Here is a 15506-nt window from a genome sequence, read left to right on the forward strand (position 1 = left end):
TGACACCACTCGGAACTCAACTACTCAGAAAGAAAAGAAGGGGCGTGAAAGCCGTCGGATATACCCGCGCTGGCACCATCGACGAGGAGGGCACACTCGTCGACGTCGACCTGCCCCAGCCGCAACCCGGAGGGCACGATCTGCTCGTCAATGTGCATGCTGTCTCCGTGAACCCGGTGGACTGCACGATCCGCGCCACCCCGTACTGGTACCGGTCACCTCGCGTCCTCGGGTACGACGCAGTAGGCACGATCGTCAAGTTCGGCGACTTCCGTGGAGGACGAACCGCTCCTCGAGCACTTCGCTATCGGCGACCGCGTCTTCTGTGCGGGAGCGATCGACCGGTCAGGCAGCAACGTCGAATATCAGCTCGTCGATGCCCATCTCGCCGCCCATGCACCCGCCTCGCTGAGCGATGCGGAAGCGGCCGTGCTGCCGCTGGCGGCAACTCACCGCGTTGGGACTACTTTTCGACTGGCTCGAAGTGACGCGGCCCGTCCCGGGCGCGGCATCCGTCGTTGTCTTCATCGGTGGTGGCGGCGGTGTCGGCTCGATGGCCTTCCAGTTGCCGCGCGCCTTCACCAAGGCCACCGTGATCGCCACTGGTTCGCGCCCCATCACGAAGGCGTGGTGCGTGAACCTCGGTGCCCACATGTCCTCGACCACCGCGGACCGCTCGTCCCACAGGTGGCAGAATTTAACCTCGAAGCCCCCGGCTTCGTGCGCTCCACCGCAGAGTCGGTGGAGCGGCAGGAGGACATCGTCGAGCTGCTCGCCCCGCAGGGCCGCTTCGGATACACCGACCACCCCGAGCTCGACGTTCAGGCGTTCCAGGCCAAGTGCGACTCACTGCACCCCGAAGACGTGTCCAGGTGCTCCCGCCTGCACTGGCCGAGCAGGGCGAGATCCTACGGCAGGTCGGCGAGCCCGTCGCCGCCGAGAAGATCCGCAGCACGCTGACCAGCACGATCGGTGCGATCAACGCCGTCGCCCTCGCTCAAGCCCGTGGCCTCATCGAGAGCGGTACGGCGGTCGGGAAGGTCGCACTCGTAGGCTTCACCTCGCAGCCATAGCAGCGAGGCCGCCCACCTCCGGGCGGTTCAGGAAAGGATGACCGGCATGATGCTTGCCGCCCTCACGCTCCGCATCGACTGCGGCGCGCTGACCACGCCTCGCACGGCATGACCACACCGACCCCCACCACCGAGCAGCGCCCCGCTCCCGCCGGCTTCGAGCGCCCCCACGACTCGCTCCAACCGCACCCGGGCTGGTCGTTCCTGCGCTCGCGCCGCTGGTTCGGCTACTACGTCCTCCTCATCCTCTTCTGCGTCATCTGCGTCTGGCTCGCCGATTGGCAGTTCGACCGGCGAGCCGAGGCCCGAGCGGAGATCGCCCGCATCGACCAGAACTACGACGCCCCGGCCATCGCGCTCGAGGAAGCCGTGCCCGACCCAGCGAGCTTCGACGAAGACACACTGAAATGGCAGACCGCCACCTTGCAGGGCGAGTACTTCGGCGCGCCTTTCCTCGCCCGCAACCGTCCAGGCCCCGAGGGGGTCGGTTCCCACCTTCTCCAAGCGCTGCGCACCGGTCAGGGGCTTGTCTTCATCGTCGATCGCGGCTGGGTACCGGTGGACGGCAACGAGGCCAATACGGACACGGACTGGCTCGATCGCGTCCCGCTGGCCCCCACCGGGCCGGTCGGGGTCGATGTCCGGCTCCGTGCGAGCGAACCGCAGGTCGCCGGGCGCCTCTCCCAGGGCAGCACGGTCGCCAGCATCAATCTGCCCGAGCTCGCCCGAGTGGGCGGCTTCGACGAGGCCTACACCGGGGCGTATGGCATGCTCATCCGCGAAACCCCCGACGCCGCAACCGGGGTGCTACCCGAGCCGCCCGAACGCGACGAAGGCCCCCACCTCTCCTACGCGCTGCAGTGGTATGTGTTCATCCTCATCGCCGCCTTCGGTGTCGTCTACGCCGCCCGGCAGGAACATCGCGGATTGAACGCGGGCAGCGAAGCCGTCCTGCGGCAGCAGCGACGAGTCGCCGCACGCAAGGCTCAGCGCGGCACCACCGACGCCGAAGAGGAAGACGCCTTTCTTGATCAATAGTGGTCGCGATCGGTCGCATACGCCGGAACATTGTCCCATTCCGGCCATCGAAAGGAGCAGGCGTGGAGATCGCCGTCTGGATCACGCAGCTGCTCATCATGTCCGCCCTGATCGCCGTCATCGGCGTCGCCGGCGTACCCCCGTGCGACGGGCGCGAGGACCCGACCGTGCGCGAGGAGTTCGACGACTTCGTCTACCGCTCGCGCAGACTCGGCTCACGCCTCAAGCGCCGATGGCGGCAGCGCGGCAAGCGGGAGAAACGGCCACCGCGCCGCTGACGAGAGCCTGTTCGCGACAGTGAGCCGCCCCAGTCTCGTGCTTCGGCTCCTGGGGTGGCCAGTCGCTCGACGACATCCGCGCATCCCCACTGGCGAATGGCCGCCTGCCGCTTACCCCCAGATCACCATCATGCGGTAGACCATGACGGCGACGGCGAAGTTCACGACGACGAGCACGAGGTTCGCGGTGTGTTTGCGGTCGACGAGCGCCCAGAACGCCGCCCCGAACGGGATGAGCAACGCAACGATGAGATACATCCAGAACTCGAGCGGATCACCCTCGGCGGGATGGCCCGCGCCCGGCTGCACGATACCGACGACGAGCTGCGCGATGAGCAGTACCCCGACGAGCAGGGTCGCCCCGAGCGTGTAGTCGTTCGGCCCGCGCTTGCGGGCGTACTCGACGATGCACACGAGCATCGCGAGCAGGGCGACGACGATCTGGGCGATGCCGAACCAGACGATCATGCGGCGGCAAGGGCGGGGTCGACGGTCACGGCTCAAGACTATTCTGGCGCTGCTGCGCATTTGCCCCAGAGGAGGCTGGCGGCCCGCCGAGCCGGGAAAGCCGACCGATCAACGCTTCCAGCGGCCCCTGCCCGACCAGCAGACTCCACGCCACGGAGAGCCCCACCGTCGCAAGCGTGATCGGCAGGAAGGGGTCGAGGTCGCGGAAGGCATGCTCGTGCGCGGAGCCGAGCAGCATCGTCGACGCGACCGCCCACACCACGATCTGCAGCACATAGGCCGTCAACGGCATCGACCCCACCGCCCGAAGCGGGAAGGTCAGCCAGGGCAACCTGCCGCCTGCGCACAGCAGCAGGCCCAGGCCGATCGCCGCGATCGCGAAGCCGCCGCTCCCGATCGCCTCGAGCACCCCGCTCGAATGCGGATCCGCCGTCCACCAGGCCTCGAGGAACGAGCGATCAGCCGACTCGTCCGACGACGCCGGGCCGGGGGAGAGGCTGTACCCGACGACCGCCAGCAGCGTGCCGATACCGAGCGTCGCCCACTGCACCCGACGAGACCGGAGCCCCGCGCGCGCGAGCCCGAGGCCGGCGAGCGTGAATGCGACCCACAGCGGAAACGGGTAGTTCCACCCGATGTACAGGCCGAGGAGCCAGCCCTCATAGCTCTCCCACCACGGCGAGGCGTTCGCCCTCACGACCAGGGGCGAGGCCACGAACGCGACGATCGCGGCCGCGAAGAAGAGCCGCGAGGCGCGCTGTGCAAGCAGGGGGAGCGCCAGCACGAAGATGACCGCATACGTCGGCAGGATAATCGCCGCCGGCACGTCGAGGCTGATGAGCAGCACGCCGAGCAGCCAGATCAGCAGGGCTCGGATCACCACCCTGAGCCTCGCACGGCCGAGACCGGCGCCCTGCGGGGGCGTCGAGCCGCCCGTGGACAGTCCGAGCGAGACACCGGCGAGCGTGGCGAAGAGGATCGAGGAGCGGCCGTTCACGATGGAGCCCCACGTCGACGGCTCCGTCCACGAGAGCGAGCCGAGCCAGAGCAGATGCGCCGCCAGCATCCCCATCACTGCGAGACCGCGGGCGAGGTCGACCCCCGCGACCCGGCCAGGCCCGTTCAGCCGATACCAGTTCTGCGCGATGCGACAGCGCAGCGGAGCCGTGACGGTGCCCATCACGCTCCGCCGTCGCTCCCGCGCCGTCTGCTCATGGGTGCGTAACGCCCACCGGTTCGTCCTCGCTGATGTGCGCCGTCTCGATCTGGAAGGTCGAGTGGTTGACCGACACCTCGAAGTGCTCGGCCACGCACGCCTTCACCGCATGGAGCATCTCGGCCGCATGCCCATCGGTGAAGCACTCGTCCTCGACGACGACGTGGGCGGTGATCGTCGGCAGGCCGGTCGCGACCGTCGAGGCGTGCAGATCGTGCACATCCTTGACGTGCTCGAGTTCGAGGATGTGCGCCCGCACCGCGTCGAGATCGAGGCCCTTGGGGGTGAACTCCATGAGCACGCTCGTCGTCTCGCGCATCAGCTTGAAGGCGCGGGGCACGATGAGCGCCGCGATGAAGAGGCCGGCGAGGGCATCGGCGCGCTGGAAACCAGTCATTGCGATCACGATCGCGGCGACGATCACGCCCAGGGAGCCGAGCGCGTCGTTGAGCACCTCGAGGAACGCGGCCCGCATGTTGAAGTTCGCGCCGCGGCTCGAGGAGAGGATGAGGATGGCGGTGATGTTCGCGACGAGGCCGACGATGCCGAAGACCAGCAGCTCGGTCGCGGGCACCTCCGGCGGCTCGAAGAGGCGCCGGATGCCCTCGATGGCCGTGTAGAAGCCGACCACGAGCAGCAGCGTCGCCTGCCCGAGTGCGGCGATCACCTCGATGCGGCGGAACCCCCAAGTGCGCGTCGACGTTGCCGGCCGCAGCATCAGCGTCGCAGCGATCAGCGCGACCAGCAGCCCCGAGGCGTCGGTGATGGCATGCGCGGTGTCAGTGAGCAGGGCGAGACTGCCGGTGATGACGGAGCCGACAGCCTGCGCCACGACAATCGTCGCGGTGATGCCGAAGGCGATCCAGAGCTTGCGACGGTAGTCGCCGGGCTGCCCCACCTCGGCCGCGCTCGGCCCGTGATCATGTCCTGCACCCATTCGGGATCTCCGTTCGTGTTCGATACCGGCCAATGCACTTCATTATATTGATAACATCGCCGTTTGACGATGTTATCTTTCGTGGGTGGACTGCGGGCATCGCTGGCCTAGAGTGATTGCCGAATCGGAGATAACATCGTCACATGACGATGCAAGCCGAACGATCGCACGAGCTCCCGACAATCGCCGAAGCCGAGGCGCTCACCTCCGCAGCGGCTCTCTTCCACAGCCTCGGAGACCCGTCCCGCCTGGTGATCCTGCAGCACCTGCAGCTCGGCGAGCACCGCGTAGTCGACCTAGTGAAGCACCTCGGGCTCTCCCAGAGCACCGTCTCCAAGCACCTCGCCTGCTTGAAAGACACCGGCATGGTCGTTTCGCGAGCGGTGGGTCGGGCCTCAATGTACTCCCTCGCGCATCCCGACGCCGTCGTCGCGATCCTCGCCGCGGCCGAGAAGATGCTCGCACTCACCGGAGACGCGGTGCGTCTGTGCCCCATGCATCATGACGGCATCGGAGCTCACTGATCGGCCAGCGCGCTCACTGCGGCGGCTCCTCGGCAGGACCCGTCTCGGCGACCGCCGACGGCTGCTGCTTCGGCGGGAGACCCGCCTTCGCCCGCTCCTCGTCCTCGATCTGCTTATAGACCCGGCGCTCCGTGCGATCGGCCCGCGAGATCGCACGGATCACGAACCAGAAGAAGGCGCCGATGATCACCGATGGGGTGAGCGACCAGAGCGCATTCGCCCACCATTTCTCCATGCGCAGAGGCTACTGTTGCATGCTGTGAGAACGATCCACTAACTCGACGAGATGTAGAGTTAAAAACCTGACAAGGAGGGACGACATGGCAGGGGCGCGCAAACGCAAATGGGGCGGGCTCGAAGACGAGGTCATGCAACGCCTCCACGCCCAGGAATGGGCTGTGAGCGCACGCGAGCTGCAAGCCATGTTCAGCGAACCCGTGCCGGCCTACACGACCCTCATGACCGCCCTCACCCGCTTGGAGGGGAAAGGCCGCGTCGAACGGATCGGCGACTCCCCGCGCAAGATCAGCTTCCGCCCGCTGCGCTCGAGCGAAGAAGAAGCGAGCGAGACGATGACCTCGGCACTCGACCAGGCCGCCGACCGTCGGGCCGCCCTGCTCGCCTTCGCCGGCAACCTCGCCGACGACGACGTTACCGCGCTCATGGACGCCTTCGGCGGGGCGAAGCACGAAGCGTAGCCCGACCGTGTTGCTCCTCGCTCTCGTTCTCCTGGGCACGGCCGTCGCTCTCGCCGTGCTCTGCCCGCGTGTGCTCACCGTGGGACGCTGGCACCTCTTTCACCCCAGAGCCGCACTGACGGTCTGGTTCGGGTCGTTCGGCGTGGGCATCGTGACCGCCCTCGCCGGCATCGCCCTCGGCGTCGTCGCCGTCGAGTCGCTGCGGCACGCCTTCCCGCACACCACCAGCGTGACCGTGTCGGCGGCGATCTGGGTCGCTGCCGGGATCGCCGGCGTCATCCTCGTCTTCGCCTGTACCTTCGCGGGCTCGCTGCAGTCCCTCCGTCCGGCCTCCCACTCCCACGCGATCGCCTACGCCAGGGACGAGCACATCGGCTTCACCCTCGTCCGCTTCCACTCGGAGACTCCCGAAGCATATGCCGTCCCCGGCAGGAGACCCGAGATCTTCGTCTCCTCCGCCATGGAGCAGCTCCTCACCCGGCCGCAGCTGCAAGCCGTGCTCGCACACGAGTTCGCCCACCTGCGCCACCAGCACGGGCTCGCCATCCGCATCGCCCAACTCAACGCGCTCTTCCTGCCGGGTACCCGTGCCAGCCGAGCGCTCGAGCGCGCCACCCGTGTGCAGATCGAGCTCGCCGCCGACGACGCCGCCGCCCGGCAGGTCGGCGCCGCGCACCTCGCGAATGCGCTCATCGTTCTCGCGGCCGCAACCCAGGACGTCGGCATGACCCTCCGCGCCCAGCGCCTCACCCGGAAGCGCTGGCCGACCCCGCGGCGTCGTCGCATCCCGCAGGGTATGCACGCCGCCGCCCAGCTGCGCTGATCCCGGCGCGCCGGCCGCTCGCGCCAAGCTCCCATACGTCTACATCTTGTAGTCTTATACGAGTATTCCGAGGAGAGGACGACGGGCGATGGACGCGACTAGCAAGCAGGAGCTCACCGTCAGCGGCATGACCTGCGACCACTGCGCCCAGACGCTGACCACGGCAGTCAGCGCGCTCAGCGGCGTCGACACCGTCGAGGTCGACGTGACCTCCGGGCGGGCGATCCTGCACGCCGCGCACCCCCTCAGCACCGATGCCCTCGCCGCGGCCGTCAGCGAGGCAGGCTTCGAACTCACCGCCGTCCGCGAGCGAGCACGATGAGCAGCAGCGCGATCCCGATCGCGCCCGCCGGGACACCGGGGGAGCGCCCACCACGTCGCACCGCCCTCGCTCCGGCGATCGTGGCACTTGGGATCATCGCGATCATTGTCCCCCCGATCATCGCCACACTCCGCATCGGACCGACCGCCTACGAGCAGATCTACCTCACCTTCCCCGGCTTCGACGTCGCCGTGCCGACCGCGTTCGGCCAGGGCCTCGGCGATCTCGCCGCCATGCTCACCCTCGGCGCCCTGCTGTACCTCCTGTTCTTCCGCGACGCCCGCGGCAAACAAGCCAAGCGGATCGAGCCGTGCCTCGAGCTCACCGTGCTGCGCATCGCCTCCGTCTCCTGGGCGATGGTGTCGGCCGCCATGGTGGTCTTCGAAGCGCTCGACAGCAGCGGCATGCCCTTCGCGCGCCTCAGCGAGCCGGGCGCATTCGCGTTCCTCTACGAGACGAGCGCCTTCCCGCGCGCCTGGACGGTGTCCTTGCTCGCAGCCGTCATCACCTCGCTCGTCTGCCAGTTCGTCACCCGCTGGACAGGGCTCCTCATCCCACTCTGGGCAACCTGCTTCGGCATCCTCGCCCCCGTCGTCGTCGGGCAGATCCTCGTCGGCCCGAACCACGACCTCGGCAGCGACGCCGGCACCTACCAGACCCTCGCCACCGGCGCGGTCTTCGGCGTCATCATCATCGCCGCCATCCGCGCCGCGCAGGGCCGCAGGTTCGACCCGGTCATCGTTACCCGACTCACCAGGTTCGTGCTCGTCGGCATCCCGCTGATCGTCGCCACCGACGTACTCTTGACCTGGTTCAAGCTCGCCGGATCTGGCCTCCTCGACTCCGAGACCGGGTGGCAGATCCTCGCCCGCTGGACATGCCTGGCACTCCTCATCGTCGCTCTGCTCGGCTGGCGCGCGGCGCAGCGCGCGAACCCGGCCCAGCCAGCGCTCCTACCGCCCGCCATCGCGACCCTCGCGATCACCGGCTGGATCGGGATCACCGCAGCGATGACGAGGATCCCGCCGCCCCACTACTTCCAGCCCACGACGATCTCGCAGGTGTTCCTCGGCTTCAACGTCGATGAGCCGCCGTCGCTGCTCGTCTGGTTCACACACTGGCGGCCCAACGTCCTCTTCATCGTGCTCGCGATCGCCGCCGTCGCCGCTTACCTCTGGGCCGTGCGCGTCCTGCGCAGACGCGGCGACACCTGGCCGCTTGGCCGCACGATCTCGTGGATCGGCGGCTGGTGCGTCATCGTGTTCGCAACGAGCTCCGGCTTCGGGAAGTACTCGGCTCCCGACTTCGGCACGCACATGATCGTGCACATGAGCCTGAACATGCTCGCCCCGATCCTTCTGGTGATGGGCGGCATCATCACCCTGCTGCTGCGCGCGACCCGCGCCGACCCGACGAGGCCCGCAGGCCTGCACCACTGGATCACCTGGGTGCTGCACTGGAAGGTGCTCCGCTTCGTCTTCAACCCGCTGTTCGTGTTCGCGCTCTTCGTCGGCTCCTACTACGGGCTCTACTTCACCGGAATCTTCGAAGAGGGCATGCGCTTCCACTGGGCACACCAGCTCATGAACATCCACTTCATCATCGCCGGATACCTCTTCTACGGGCTCGTGATCGGCGTCGACCGGCCGCCTCGACCCCTCCCGCACATCGGCAAACTCGGCTTCGTACTTGCAGCGATGCCGTTCCACGCCTTCTTCGGCGTGATCCTGATGATGGCCGACGGCGAGTGGATCGCAGAGAACTTCTACCTCTACTTCGGGCTGCCCTGGACAGACCTCCAAGCCTCCCAGTACCTCGGCGGCGGCGTCGCCTGGGCCGGCGGCGAGCTGCCGCTGCTGCTCGTCATCATTGCACTCGGCATCCAATGGTCGCGGCAGGACGCGAAGGAGGCCCGCCGCAAGGATCGGCACATGGACTCCGGCCGCGACGAGGAGTTCGACGACTACAACAAGATGCTCGAAACCCTCTCCAACCGACGCCAGGCCACCGGCCCCAGACGGCCCGCGCCCCAGAGCGACGAGGAGCCCCAGCCGTGAACACGGCCACGGACATCGCCGAGCCACTGCAGCTCGACGTCTCAGGCATGACCTGCGCCGCATGCGCGGGCCGCGTCGAGCGTGCCCTGAACAAGGTCGACGGCGTCACCGCGAGCGTGAACTACGCGACCGAGCGCGCCATCGTTTCCGGCCTCGGCACCGCGCGAGCGAGCGAGGCCCTCGAGCGCGTCGAGAAAGCCGGCTACGGCGCCCGCATCCACGACGACGCCGACGACGCCTGGTCGAAGCGCGCCACCGAGGTACGCATCACCTCGCTACGCAGACGGCTCATCCTCGCCGCCGTGCTCACCGTGCCGCTCATGGATCTCACGATTGTGCTCGCCCTCGTCCCCGAGTGGCGCTTCCCCGGCTGGGAGTGGCTCTGCGTCGCCCTCGCCGTCCCGATCGTCACCTGGGCGGCCTGGCCGTTCCACAAGGCCACCCTCAGAAACCTCCGCCATGGCGACGTCAGCATGGACACCCTCGTCTCCCTCGGCATCACCGCCTCCTTCGGCTGGTCGGTCGTGACGCTGCTGTTCGGCATCGAAGGGAGCGGGGCCGGGTACTGGCTCGGCATCGGCGCCACCCCAGAGGGGGCGAACGCCATCTACCTCGACGTCGCAGCCGGCATGACGACCTTCCAGCTCGCGGGCCGCTACTTCGAAACCCGCTCCCGCCGTAAAGCGGGCGACGTGCTCGGCGCCCTGAGCGAGCTCGCCGCCACGCACGTCCGCATCCAACGCGACGGCACCGAGGAGATTGTGCCCGCCTCGGCACTCCGCGTCGACGACGTGTTCGTCGTGCTCCCCGGCGAAACCCTCCCCGCCGACGGCATCGTGATCGCGGGCCTCTCCGACATCGACGCCAGTATGCTCACCGGCGAACCGCTCCCCGTCGCAGCCGGCAGCGGTGACACCGTGATCGGCGGCACAATCAGCATCAACGGTCGCCTCGAGGTGCGCACGAGTTCCGTGGGTGCGCACACCCAGCTCGCGCAGATGGCCGCCCTCGCCGAGCAAGCCCAGGCACGCAAAGCGCGCGTGCAGACCCTCGTGGATCGCGTCACCCGCTACTTCGTGCCCGGCGTGATCGTCCTCGCCATCCTCGTCACCGCCGGGTGGATGCTCGCCGGCCGCTCCTTCGAGGAAGCCTTCGGGATCGGCATCTCCACCCTCATCATCGCCTGCCCCTGCGCCTTGGGGCTCGCCACCCCAACCGCGCTCATGGTCGGCATCGGCCGCGGCGCCAGCCTCGGGATCCTCGTCAAGGGGCAGGACGCGCTCGAGGCGAGCGGCACGATCAGCACCGTGGTGCTCGACAAGACCGGCACCCTCACCACCGGCGAGATGAGCGTGCGCAGCATCGCCACCGTCCCTGGCGTCGCAGAGCACGAGCTATTGCGCCTCGCCGCCTCAGTCGAGCAAGGGTCTGAGCACCTCATCGCCCGAGCCATCGTCGCGGCCGCGAATCAGCAGATCACCGACCTCGACCCCGTCAGAGACTTCGTCGCCGTACCCGGCCGGGGCGCTTCTGGCACCGTCGCCGGCGACACCGTCATGATCGGCAGCCTCGCTTACCTAAACGAGCAGGGCGTGTCCACCGGTGCCGCCCGCGTCTACCTCAGCGAAGCCGACCCCACGGAATCGGCCGTGTTCGTCGCCCAGGCGGGACGCCTCATCGGACGCTTCGGCCTCGCCGACACCATCAAATTGAATGCCCGAGCTGCGATCCAGGCGCTCCGGCAGCAGGGTCTCACCACGGTGCTGCTCACCGGCGACTCCCGCGTCGTCGCCGAGGAGATCGCCGGCACCCTCGGCATCGACCGCGTCTGTGCCGAAGTGCTGCCCGCCGAGAAGGCCGATGCGATCCGCGAGCTGCAAGCCGCGGGGGAGCGTGTCGCCATGGTCGGCGACGGCATCAATGACGCCGTCGCCCTCGCCGCCGCCGACCTCGGCCTTGCCGTCGTTTCCGGCACCGACATCGCCCTCAAGTCGGCCGATATTATCCTCGTGCGGGAAGATCTCGCCGTGATCCCCGAGGCGATCGAGCTGTCGCGGCGTACCCTGCGCACCATCCGAGTGAACCTGGGCTGGGCGTTTGGCTACAATCTCGCCGCGATCCCGATCGCCTCCGCCGGATTCCTGAACCCCCTGATCGCTGCCGGTGCGATGGCGCTCTCCTCGGTGCTCGTCGTGTTCAACAGCCTCCGGCTGCAGAACTACCGCCGCAGGGCCTAGCCGGGGTGCCCCAGATGCGACCGCCCCAGTATGCGCGCTTCGACGTCGCCCCGATCTCGAAGCGCCGACTGCGCTGGGAGCTCACGATCGTGCTCGCCCTGTCCTTCGGCTACGCGGGCGTGCAGTCGATCATCACGATCCTGCGCCGCCTCAGCCAAGAGACCGTGCTCGCCTCACAGACCGCCACGATCAACCGGCCGCTCGCCGAGCAGTCCCTTTTCGACCTCGCCTACCAGCTGCCCGGCTTCATCGGGGAACTCGCGCCCGTCGGACTCGTGGCGTACCTGCTCTGGCGCAGTGCCGCCCCGCGCCTCGGGAACCTCGGCCTCGGCCGGCTCCCCGGCAAGAGCGGCCAGTGGTGGCTGGCCGACGCCGGCTGGGGCGTCGTGCTCGCGGCTGCGATCGGCATCCCGGGACTCGTGTTCTATCTCTTCTCGCGCATCATCAACGCGAACGTCGTGCCGACCGCTCTCGACGCCTACTGATGGATAGTGCCCGTGCTGATCCTCTCCGCTCTGCGCGCAGCCCTCGGCGAAGAGCTCATCGTCGTCGCCTACTTCTTCGATCGCATGCGCCGGCTCGGGGTCGGCCCGCTCGCCACCATCGTCTCGAGCGCGCTGCTGCGCGGCAGCTACCCCTTCTACCAGGGCATCGGCGCGTTCATCGGCAACATCGTGATGGGGCTCCTCTTCGGCTGGGTGTACCACCGCTGGGGGCGGTCGTTGCCGCTCATCATCGCGCACTGGCTGCTCAACATCGTCAGCTTCGTCGGCTGCCCGCTCGCACTGCTGCTCTGGCCCGCCCTCTTCGAAGTCGCGCCCTAGCCGCTACCCGTTCATGAGCAGCAGCATCGCTGCCATACCCGCCGCCATCAGGCAGTGGCAGAGCGCATGCAGCCGCTCGCCGCGGATCGTCGCCGCACGGTACGTCCACCACAGCGCGATCGCCGCACTGCCTGCGACAAAGACCCCGTTCAGCACGTCGACCCAGAGCGGGGTCGACATCGCCATCATTATCGCCCCGTCAGCGGCCTCACCGTGGCCGCCACCATGCTCCCCGCTGCTCATGTCCGCCATGAGCAGCGGCATCACCGCGATCATCCACACCATCGCGGCCGCGAGCCAGATGTGCCCGGCGAGATCCACGCGACGGGCCAACAGCGCCGCCTTCCAGAGTCCCGGCATCAGCGCGAGCGCGAGCACGGTGAAGACCACGATCTGCGCCCAGTTCGATGCCGCCGGAATCGACATCATCCAGCACATCGCGATCATCCCGGCGCTCATCACCAGGTGCATGAGGTGGATCGCCAGCGACTCGAGCACCGGGCCGCGCGGCGCCCCAGCCGACGGTCGATGCGCGATGAGGCGCACGAGGCAGTACACCCCGGTGAACGCGAAGACGACGGTGAGGATCAGATTCCACGGGGCAGTCAGCATACCCACGAGCTTACAACTACATCATGTAGAGTACGGGCGAGGCCCGCACCCCTCACAGTTCCCCGAACCAGGGGCAGGGGAGGACACGCCCCGGGCGCCCGGCGCGGCCCAGAACCCCTGCGGCGTCCGCGAAAGGAACAATGACCATGACCGGACTCACCTTCGCCGTCGGCGGCATCCTCACCGCCACCGGCGTGATCGCCTACGTCGCCTCCGACGCGAGCAGCCTGACCGCCCTCATCCCCGCAGCGCTCGGCGTGCTCATCCTCATCGCCGCCTTCATCTCACGCGCGCCGAAGGCCCGCCGGCACGCGCTCCACGCCGCCCTCGCGATCGCCCTCCTCGGCATCGCCGGTACCGCCATGAACGTGATGAAGCTCGGGGAGCTCTTCGCCGGTACCGCCGAGCGCCCGAACGCAGTGATCGCGAGCACCGTCACCTTCGTCGTCCTCCTCGTGTTCCTCGTCGCCGGCATCGCCTTTTTCGTGCGCGCCCGCCGCTACCGCGCCGCCCAAGACCCGGCGAACGCCACCGCCTGACCCGCAGCTGCAGACCCCAGCATGTCCAGTCCCGCACCCGAGCCGCGCCCGCCGTCTGCGGTGCCGCCGTCCTGGGGCTGGGCGCGGGGGTCGCAGCAGCTGCGCACCGTGAAGACCGAACCGCTCGACTACCATCGCCTGCTGCGCGGCGCCCCCGCCTACCGGTGGTGGAAGCCGCTCGCCCTGCTCCTGCTCTCGGGCGTGTTCTTCGGCATCCTCACCGTGGTGGTCACGGTGGCCGTCATCCCGGTGCTGATGCTCACGGATCCCGACTACCCCACGCAGGTCGCCGCAGGCACCGCCGCCGCACTCGACACCCAGCGGCCCGTGTCGGTGCTCGTGAGCATGGTGTCGATCATCATCATGCTCCCGGCCGTGCTGCTCGCGATGCTCGTCATGGGCATGCGACCCACCGGCCGGATCTGGTCGGTCGCCACCCGTATGCGCTGGGGGCTCCTCGGCAGGCTGCTCGGCGTCTCCGTGCTCGCGATCGCCGTCATGAACCTCGTCGGCATCGCCGCAGGCGCGCTCCTCGATCCCGCCACCGATGCCGCAGCTGCTACCAGCGACACGGTCTTCGACGCGCGCGCCGCCGTGCTGTCGATGCTGCTCGTGCTCATCCTGGTGCCGCTGCAATCCACCGCCGAGGAGGTCGTCTTCCGCGGACTCTTCATGCAAGTGCTCGGGGCGTGGCTCAGAAACCCCTGGTTCGCGATCCTCATCCCCTCGATCGGATTCGCGTTCCTCCATATCTACGACATCTGGGGGCTCCTCGCCGTCGGGCTGCTCGGCGTCGTCTCCGCCTGGCTCACCTGGCGCACCGGCGGCCTCGAGGCGGCGATCGCGATCCACATCGTTAACAATTACGTCGCCTTCGGCATCATGGCCTCGGGTCTCACCGGGGAGACCGCGCAGATCGCAGGCGACGGCAGGCCGGCCGGGCTGATCGGCCAGATCGCCGGCCTCGCCCTCTTTATGTGGCTCACACTGCGTGCCTTCACCCGAGGCGGACACGGCAGGAAGCGCATCGACCCCATCCAGAGCCCCGCCGCTCCACACGAGACCACCCCCGAGCCGTAGCATGGAGCCGCGCTGAGCGGATGAACGCCGCAGTTTGAAGCCATCCTCGCGCCGAGCGGGGCTACAACGGCGCCTTCGCTGGCCCCACGCTGCGAACCACCGAGGGCGATCGGATATGCATCGTCGTGCGCAACGAGCTCCCCGAGACGACGACCGTGCGCTGGCATGGCGTGAAATTCCCGGCGCAATACGACGTCGGCCCCACCGGCCCATCCCCGGCGAGGAATGGATCGCTGAGTGGGAGGTCGAGCAGGCGGCAGCGACCTGCTGGTACCACCCGCACGCCCACGGCACCGCCGAAGCGTAGGTGGGCCGCGGACTGATGAGCCTGTTCCTCCTCAACGCCGAGTTCGGTCACAGCACCGACCTCGACTGGCCCTACATGTGCCACTGCCACTGGCTCATGCATCACGACATGGGAACATAGGGCAGTTCATCGTGATCCACGATGCTTAGGAGCCGCCCACCGTGATCAGAATCCCGCCGTGCACGCGGCCAACACCGCAGCGTGTTCTACGCACACACCGTCACCCGCTCCTCCCAATGCGTCGTCGCCCGGCGCGTGACTATCCCACGCTTCGTGCTGCGGGGCATCAGAACCCGTGACTATCGGGTTCGCGACAGGCACACTGCACGGCCACAGCGATCTACTAGCCGACCAGAAGGACTGACTGAGGAAGCCAGAAGCCTCTCACGGGTCAGCGCACGTAAGGGAGCGGCGGTAAAGGACGCGCGTTTAGCCTACATCCCGATGACGCATGGTGTTCCCTGAGCCGTACG

The 15506-nt window shown here is 68.2% G+C and carries 21 protein-coding genes and 1 pseudogene; 15 read left to right on the forward strand and 7 right to left on the reverse strand.

Annotated elements, in window-relative coordinates; genetic code table 11:
• Positions 1-20: 20 nt before the first annotated feature.
• Together BLT44_RS15750 and BLT44_RS15755 are read right to left on the reverse strand one after the other, a co-directional pair.
• A complete protein-coding gene (locus tag BLT44_RS15750) occupies positions 21-158 on the reverse strand; it encodes a hypothetical protein (RefSeq protein ID WP_196794981.1) in 138 nt (45 codons plus the stop codon).
• A 187-nt stretch (positions 159-345) separates the two neighbouring features.
• Complete coding sequence (locus BLT44_RS15755) at positions 346-807, reverse strand: hypothetical protein (RefSeq protein ID WP_029608096.1); 462 nt, start codon at positions 805-807, stop codon at positions 346-348.
• Between the two features lie 65 nt (positions 808-872).
• On the opposite strand from BLT44_RS15755, the gene BLT44_RS15760 reads away from it, so the two are divergent.
• From BLT44_RS15760 to BLT44_RS04280, 3 genes are all read left to right on the forward strand, one after another.
• On the forward strand, positions 873-1073 hold the full coding sequence (locus BLT44_RS15760; protein WP_029608095.1) for a hypothetical protein: 201 nt from the start codon (positions 873-875) through the stop codon (positions 1071-1073).
• A 108-nt stretch (positions 1074-1181) separates the two neighbouring features.
• Positions 1182-2111, forward strand: coding sequence for an SURF1 family cytochrome oxidase biogenesis protein (locus tag BLT44_RS04275; protein WP_010155331.1), 930 nt, complete (start codon positions 1182-1184; stop codon positions 2109-2111).
• A 62-nt stretch (positions 2112-2173) separates the two neighbouring features.
• A complete protein-coding gene (locus tag BLT44_RS04280; protein WP_010155330.1) occupies positions 2174-2389 on the forward strand; it encodes a hypothetical protein in 216 nt (71 codons plus the stop codon).
• A 111-nt stretch (positions 2390-2500) separates the two neighbouring features.
• Here BLT44_RS04280 and BLT44_RS04285 read toward each other — a convergent pair whose 3' ends face one another.
• From BLT44_RS04285 to BLT44_RS04295, 3 genes are read right to left on the reverse strand one after another with little or no spacing between them, the layout of a single operon-like run.
• Positions 2501-2857: a hypothetical protein gene (locus BLT44_RS04285; protein WP_010155329.1), complete on the reverse strand. Its 357-nt coding sequence runs from the start codon at positions 2855-2857 to the stop codon at positions 2501-2503.
• 25 nt (positions 2858-2882) lie between these two features.
• On the reverse strand, positions 2883-4037 hold the full coding sequence (locus tag BLT44_RS04290; RefSeq protein WP_010155328.1) for a heparan-alpha-glucosaminide N-acetyltransferase domain-containing protein: 1155 nt from the start codon (positions 4035-4037) through the stop codon (positions 2883-2885).
• Positions 4038-4068: 31 nt separating this feature from the next.
• On the reverse strand, positions 4069-5010 hold the full coding sequence (locus BLT44_RS04295) for a cation diffusion facilitator family transporter (protein ID WP_010155327.1): 942 nt from the start codon (positions 5008-5010) through the stop codon (positions 4069-4071).
• 143 nt (positions 5011-5153) lie between these two features.
• On the opposite strand from BLT44_RS04295, the gene BLT44_RS04300 reads away from it, so the two are divergent.
• Positions 5154-5534 (forward strand): ArsR/SmtB family transcription factor, encoded by a 381-nt coding sequence (locus BLT44_RS04300; RefSeq protein WP_010155326.1) that lies wholly within the window; start codon positions 5154-5156, stop codon positions 5532-5534.
• A 13-nt stretch (positions 5535-5547) separates the two neighbouring features.
• Here the strand turns inward: BLT44_RS04300 and BLT44_RS04305 are convergent, their stop codons facing one another.
• On the reverse strand, positions 5548-5769 hold the full coding sequence (locus BLT44_RS04305; RefSeq protein ID WP_010155325.1) for a hypothetical protein: 222 nt from the start codon (positions 5767-5769) through the stop codon (positions 5548-5550).
• Between the two features lie 85 nt (positions 5770-5854).
• Between BLT44_RS04305 and BLT44_RS04310 the strand changes: the two genes are divergently transcribed.
• The 7 genes from BLT44_RS04310 (at position 5855) to BLT44_RS16105 (ending at position 12495) form a co-directional block, all read left to right on the forward strand.
• Positions 5855-6232 (forward strand): BlaI/MecI/CopY family transcriptional regulator, encoded by a 378-nt coding sequence (locus tag BLT44_RS04310; RefSeq protein WP_010155324.1) that lies wholly within the window; start codon positions 5855-5857, stop codon positions 6230-6232.
• 7 nt (positions 6233-6239) lie between these two features.
• The gene (locus tag BLT44_RS04315) at positions 6240-7055 is read left to right on the forward strand and encodes a M56 family metallopeptidase (protein ID WP_010155323.1); all 816 of its coding nucleotides are present in this window, start codon (positions 6240-6242) and stop codon (positions 7053-7055) included.
• 88 nt (positions 7056-7143) lie between these two features.
• Entirely contained in the window at positions 7144-7377 is a 234-nt protein-coding gene (locus tag BLT44_RS04320) for a heavy-metal-associated domain-containing protein (RefSeq protein WP_010155322.1), read from the forward strand.
• Positions 7374-9434: a cytochrome c oxidase assembly protein gene (locus tag BLT44_RS04325; RefSeq protein ID WP_010155320.1), complete on the forward strand. Its 2061-nt coding sequence runs from the start codon at positions 7374-7376 to the stop codon at positions 9432-9434. The genes BLT44_RS04320 and BLT44_RS04325 overlap by 4 nt, the downstream gene beginning before the upstream one ends.
• A complete protein-coding gene (locus tag BLT44_RS04330) occupies positions 9431-11671 on the forward strand; it encodes a heavy metal translocating P-type ATPase (protein ID WP_010155319.1) in 2241 nt (746 codons plus the stop codon). Before BLT44_RS04325 ends, BLT44_RS04330 begins: the two co-directional genes overlap by 4 nt.
• Before the next feature lie 14 nt (positions 11672-11685).
• Positions 11686-12156, forward strand: coding sequence for a hypothetical protein (locus tag BLT44_RS16100; RefSeq protein ID WP_331270904.1), 471 nt, complete (start codon positions 11686-11688; stop codon positions 12154-12156).
• A 12-nt stretch (positions 12157-12168) separates the two neighbouring features.
• Entirely contained in the window at positions 12169-12495 is a 327-nt protein-coding gene (locus BLT44_RS16105; protein ID WP_331270903.1) for a CPBP family intramembrane glutamic endopeptidase, read from the forward strand.
• A gap of 3 nt (positions 12496-12498) precedes the next feature.
• Here the strand turns inward: BLT44_RS16105 and BLT44_RS04340 are convergent, their stop codons facing one another.
• Positions 12499-13107: a DUF5134 domain-containing protein gene (locus BLT44_RS04340; protein WP_010155318.1), complete on the reverse strand. Its 609-nt coding sequence runs from the start codon at positions 13105-13107 to the stop codon at positions 12499-12501.
• A 146-nt stretch (positions 13108-13253) separates the two neighbouring features.
• Between BLT44_RS04340 and BLT44_RS04345 the strand changes: the two genes are divergently transcribed.
• The 4 genes and pseudogenes from BLT44_RS04345 (at position 13254) to BLT44_RS16140 (ending at position 15033) form a co-directional block, all read left to right on the forward strand.
• Positions 13254-13646: a hypothetical protein gene (locus BLT44_RS04345; RefSeq protein ID WP_010155316.1), complete on the forward strand. Its 393-nt coding sequence runs from the start codon at positions 13254-13256 to the stop codon at positions 13644-13646.
• 21 nt (positions 13647-13667) lie between these two features.
• Positions 13668-14726, forward strand: a complete 1059-nt coding sequence (locus BLT44_RS04350) for a CPBP family intramembrane glutamic endopeptidase (protein WP_081473299.1) — start codon at positions 13668-13670, stop codon at positions 14724-14726.
• Between the two features lie 71 nt (positions 14727-14797).
• Positions 14798-14905 (forward strand): annotated as a pseudogene (locus BLT44_RS16135) (multicopper oxidase domain-containing protein); the annotation flags it as partial.
• Between the two features lie 32 nt (positions 14906-14937).
• The gene (locus BLT44_RS16140) at positions 14938-15033 is read left to right on the forward strand and encodes a multicopper oxidase domain-containing protein (protein ID WP_363746381.1); all 96 of its coding nucleotides are present in this window, start codon (positions 14938-14940) and stop codon (positions 15031-15033) included.
• Positions 15034-15506 lie beyond the last annotated feature (473 nt).

Origin of the sequence: Leucobacter chromiiresistens, from assembly GCF_900102345.1 — a bacterium.
GTDB lineage: Bacteria > Actinomycetota > Actinomycetes > Actinomycetales > Microbacteriaceae > Leucobacter > Leucobacter chromiiresistens.

Excerpts from the sequence above, each read along its gene's own strand:
- BLT44_RS15750 (WP_196794981.1), bottom strand. The coding sequence starts at position 158 with ATGCACATTGACGAGCAGATCGTGCCCTCCGGGTTGCGGCTGGGGCAG.
- BLT44_RS04275 (WP_010155331.1), top strand. The coding sequence starts at position 1,182 with ATGACCACACCGACCCCCACCACCGAGCAGCGCCCCGCTCCCGCCGGC.
- BLT44_RS04285 (WP_010155329.1), bottom strand. The coding sequence starts at position 2,857 with ATGATCGTCTGGTTCGGCATCGCCCAGATCGTCGTCGCCCTGCTCGCG.
- BLT44_RS04290 (WP_010155328.1), bottom strand. The coding sequence starts at position 4,037 with ATGGGCACCGTCACGGCTCCGCTGCGCTGTCGCATCGCGCAGAACTGG.
- BLT44_RS04295 (WP_010155327.1), bottom strand. The coding sequence starts at position 5,010 with ATGGGTGCAGGACATGATCACGGGCCGAGCGCGGCCGAGGTGGGGCAG.
- BLT44_RS04300 (WP_010155326.1), top strand. The coding sequence starts at position 5,154 with ATGACGATGCAAGCCGAACGATCGCACGAGCTCCCGACAATCGCCGAA.
- BLT44_RS04305 (WP_010155325.1), bottom strand. The coding sequence starts at position 5,769 with ATGGAGAAATGGTGGGCGAATGCGCTCTGGTCGCTCACCCCATCGGTG.
- BLT44_RS04310 (WP_010155324.1), top strand. The coding sequence starts at position 5,855 with ATGGCAGGGGCGCGCAAACGCAAATGGGGCGGGCTCGAAGACGAGGTC.
- BLT44_RS04320 (WP_010155322.1), top strand. The coding sequence starts at position 7,144 with ATGGACGCGACTAGCAAGCAGGAGCTCACCGTCAGCGGCATGACCTGC.
- BLT44_RS04325 (WP_010155320.1), top strand. The coding sequence starts at position 7,374 with ATGAGCAGCAGCGCGATCCCGATCGCGCCCGCCGGGACACCGGGGGAG.
- BLT44_RS16100 (WP_331270904.1), top strand. The coding sequence starts at position 11,686 with ATGCGACCGCCCCAGTATGCGCGCTTCGACGTCGCCCCGATCTCGAAG.
- BLT44_RS04340 (WP_010155318.1), bottom strand. The coding sequence starts at position 13,107 with ATGCTGACTGCCCCGTGGAATCTGATCCTCACCGTCGTCTTCGCGTTC.
- BLT44_RS04345 (WP_010155316.1), top strand. The coding sequence starts at position 13,254 with ATGACCGGACTCACCTTCGCCGTCGGCGGCATCCTCACCGCCACCGGC.
- BLT44_RS04350 (WP_081473299.1), top strand. The coding sequence starts at position 13,668 with ATGTCCAGTCCCGCACCCGAGCCGCGCCCGCCGTCTGCGGTGCCGCCG.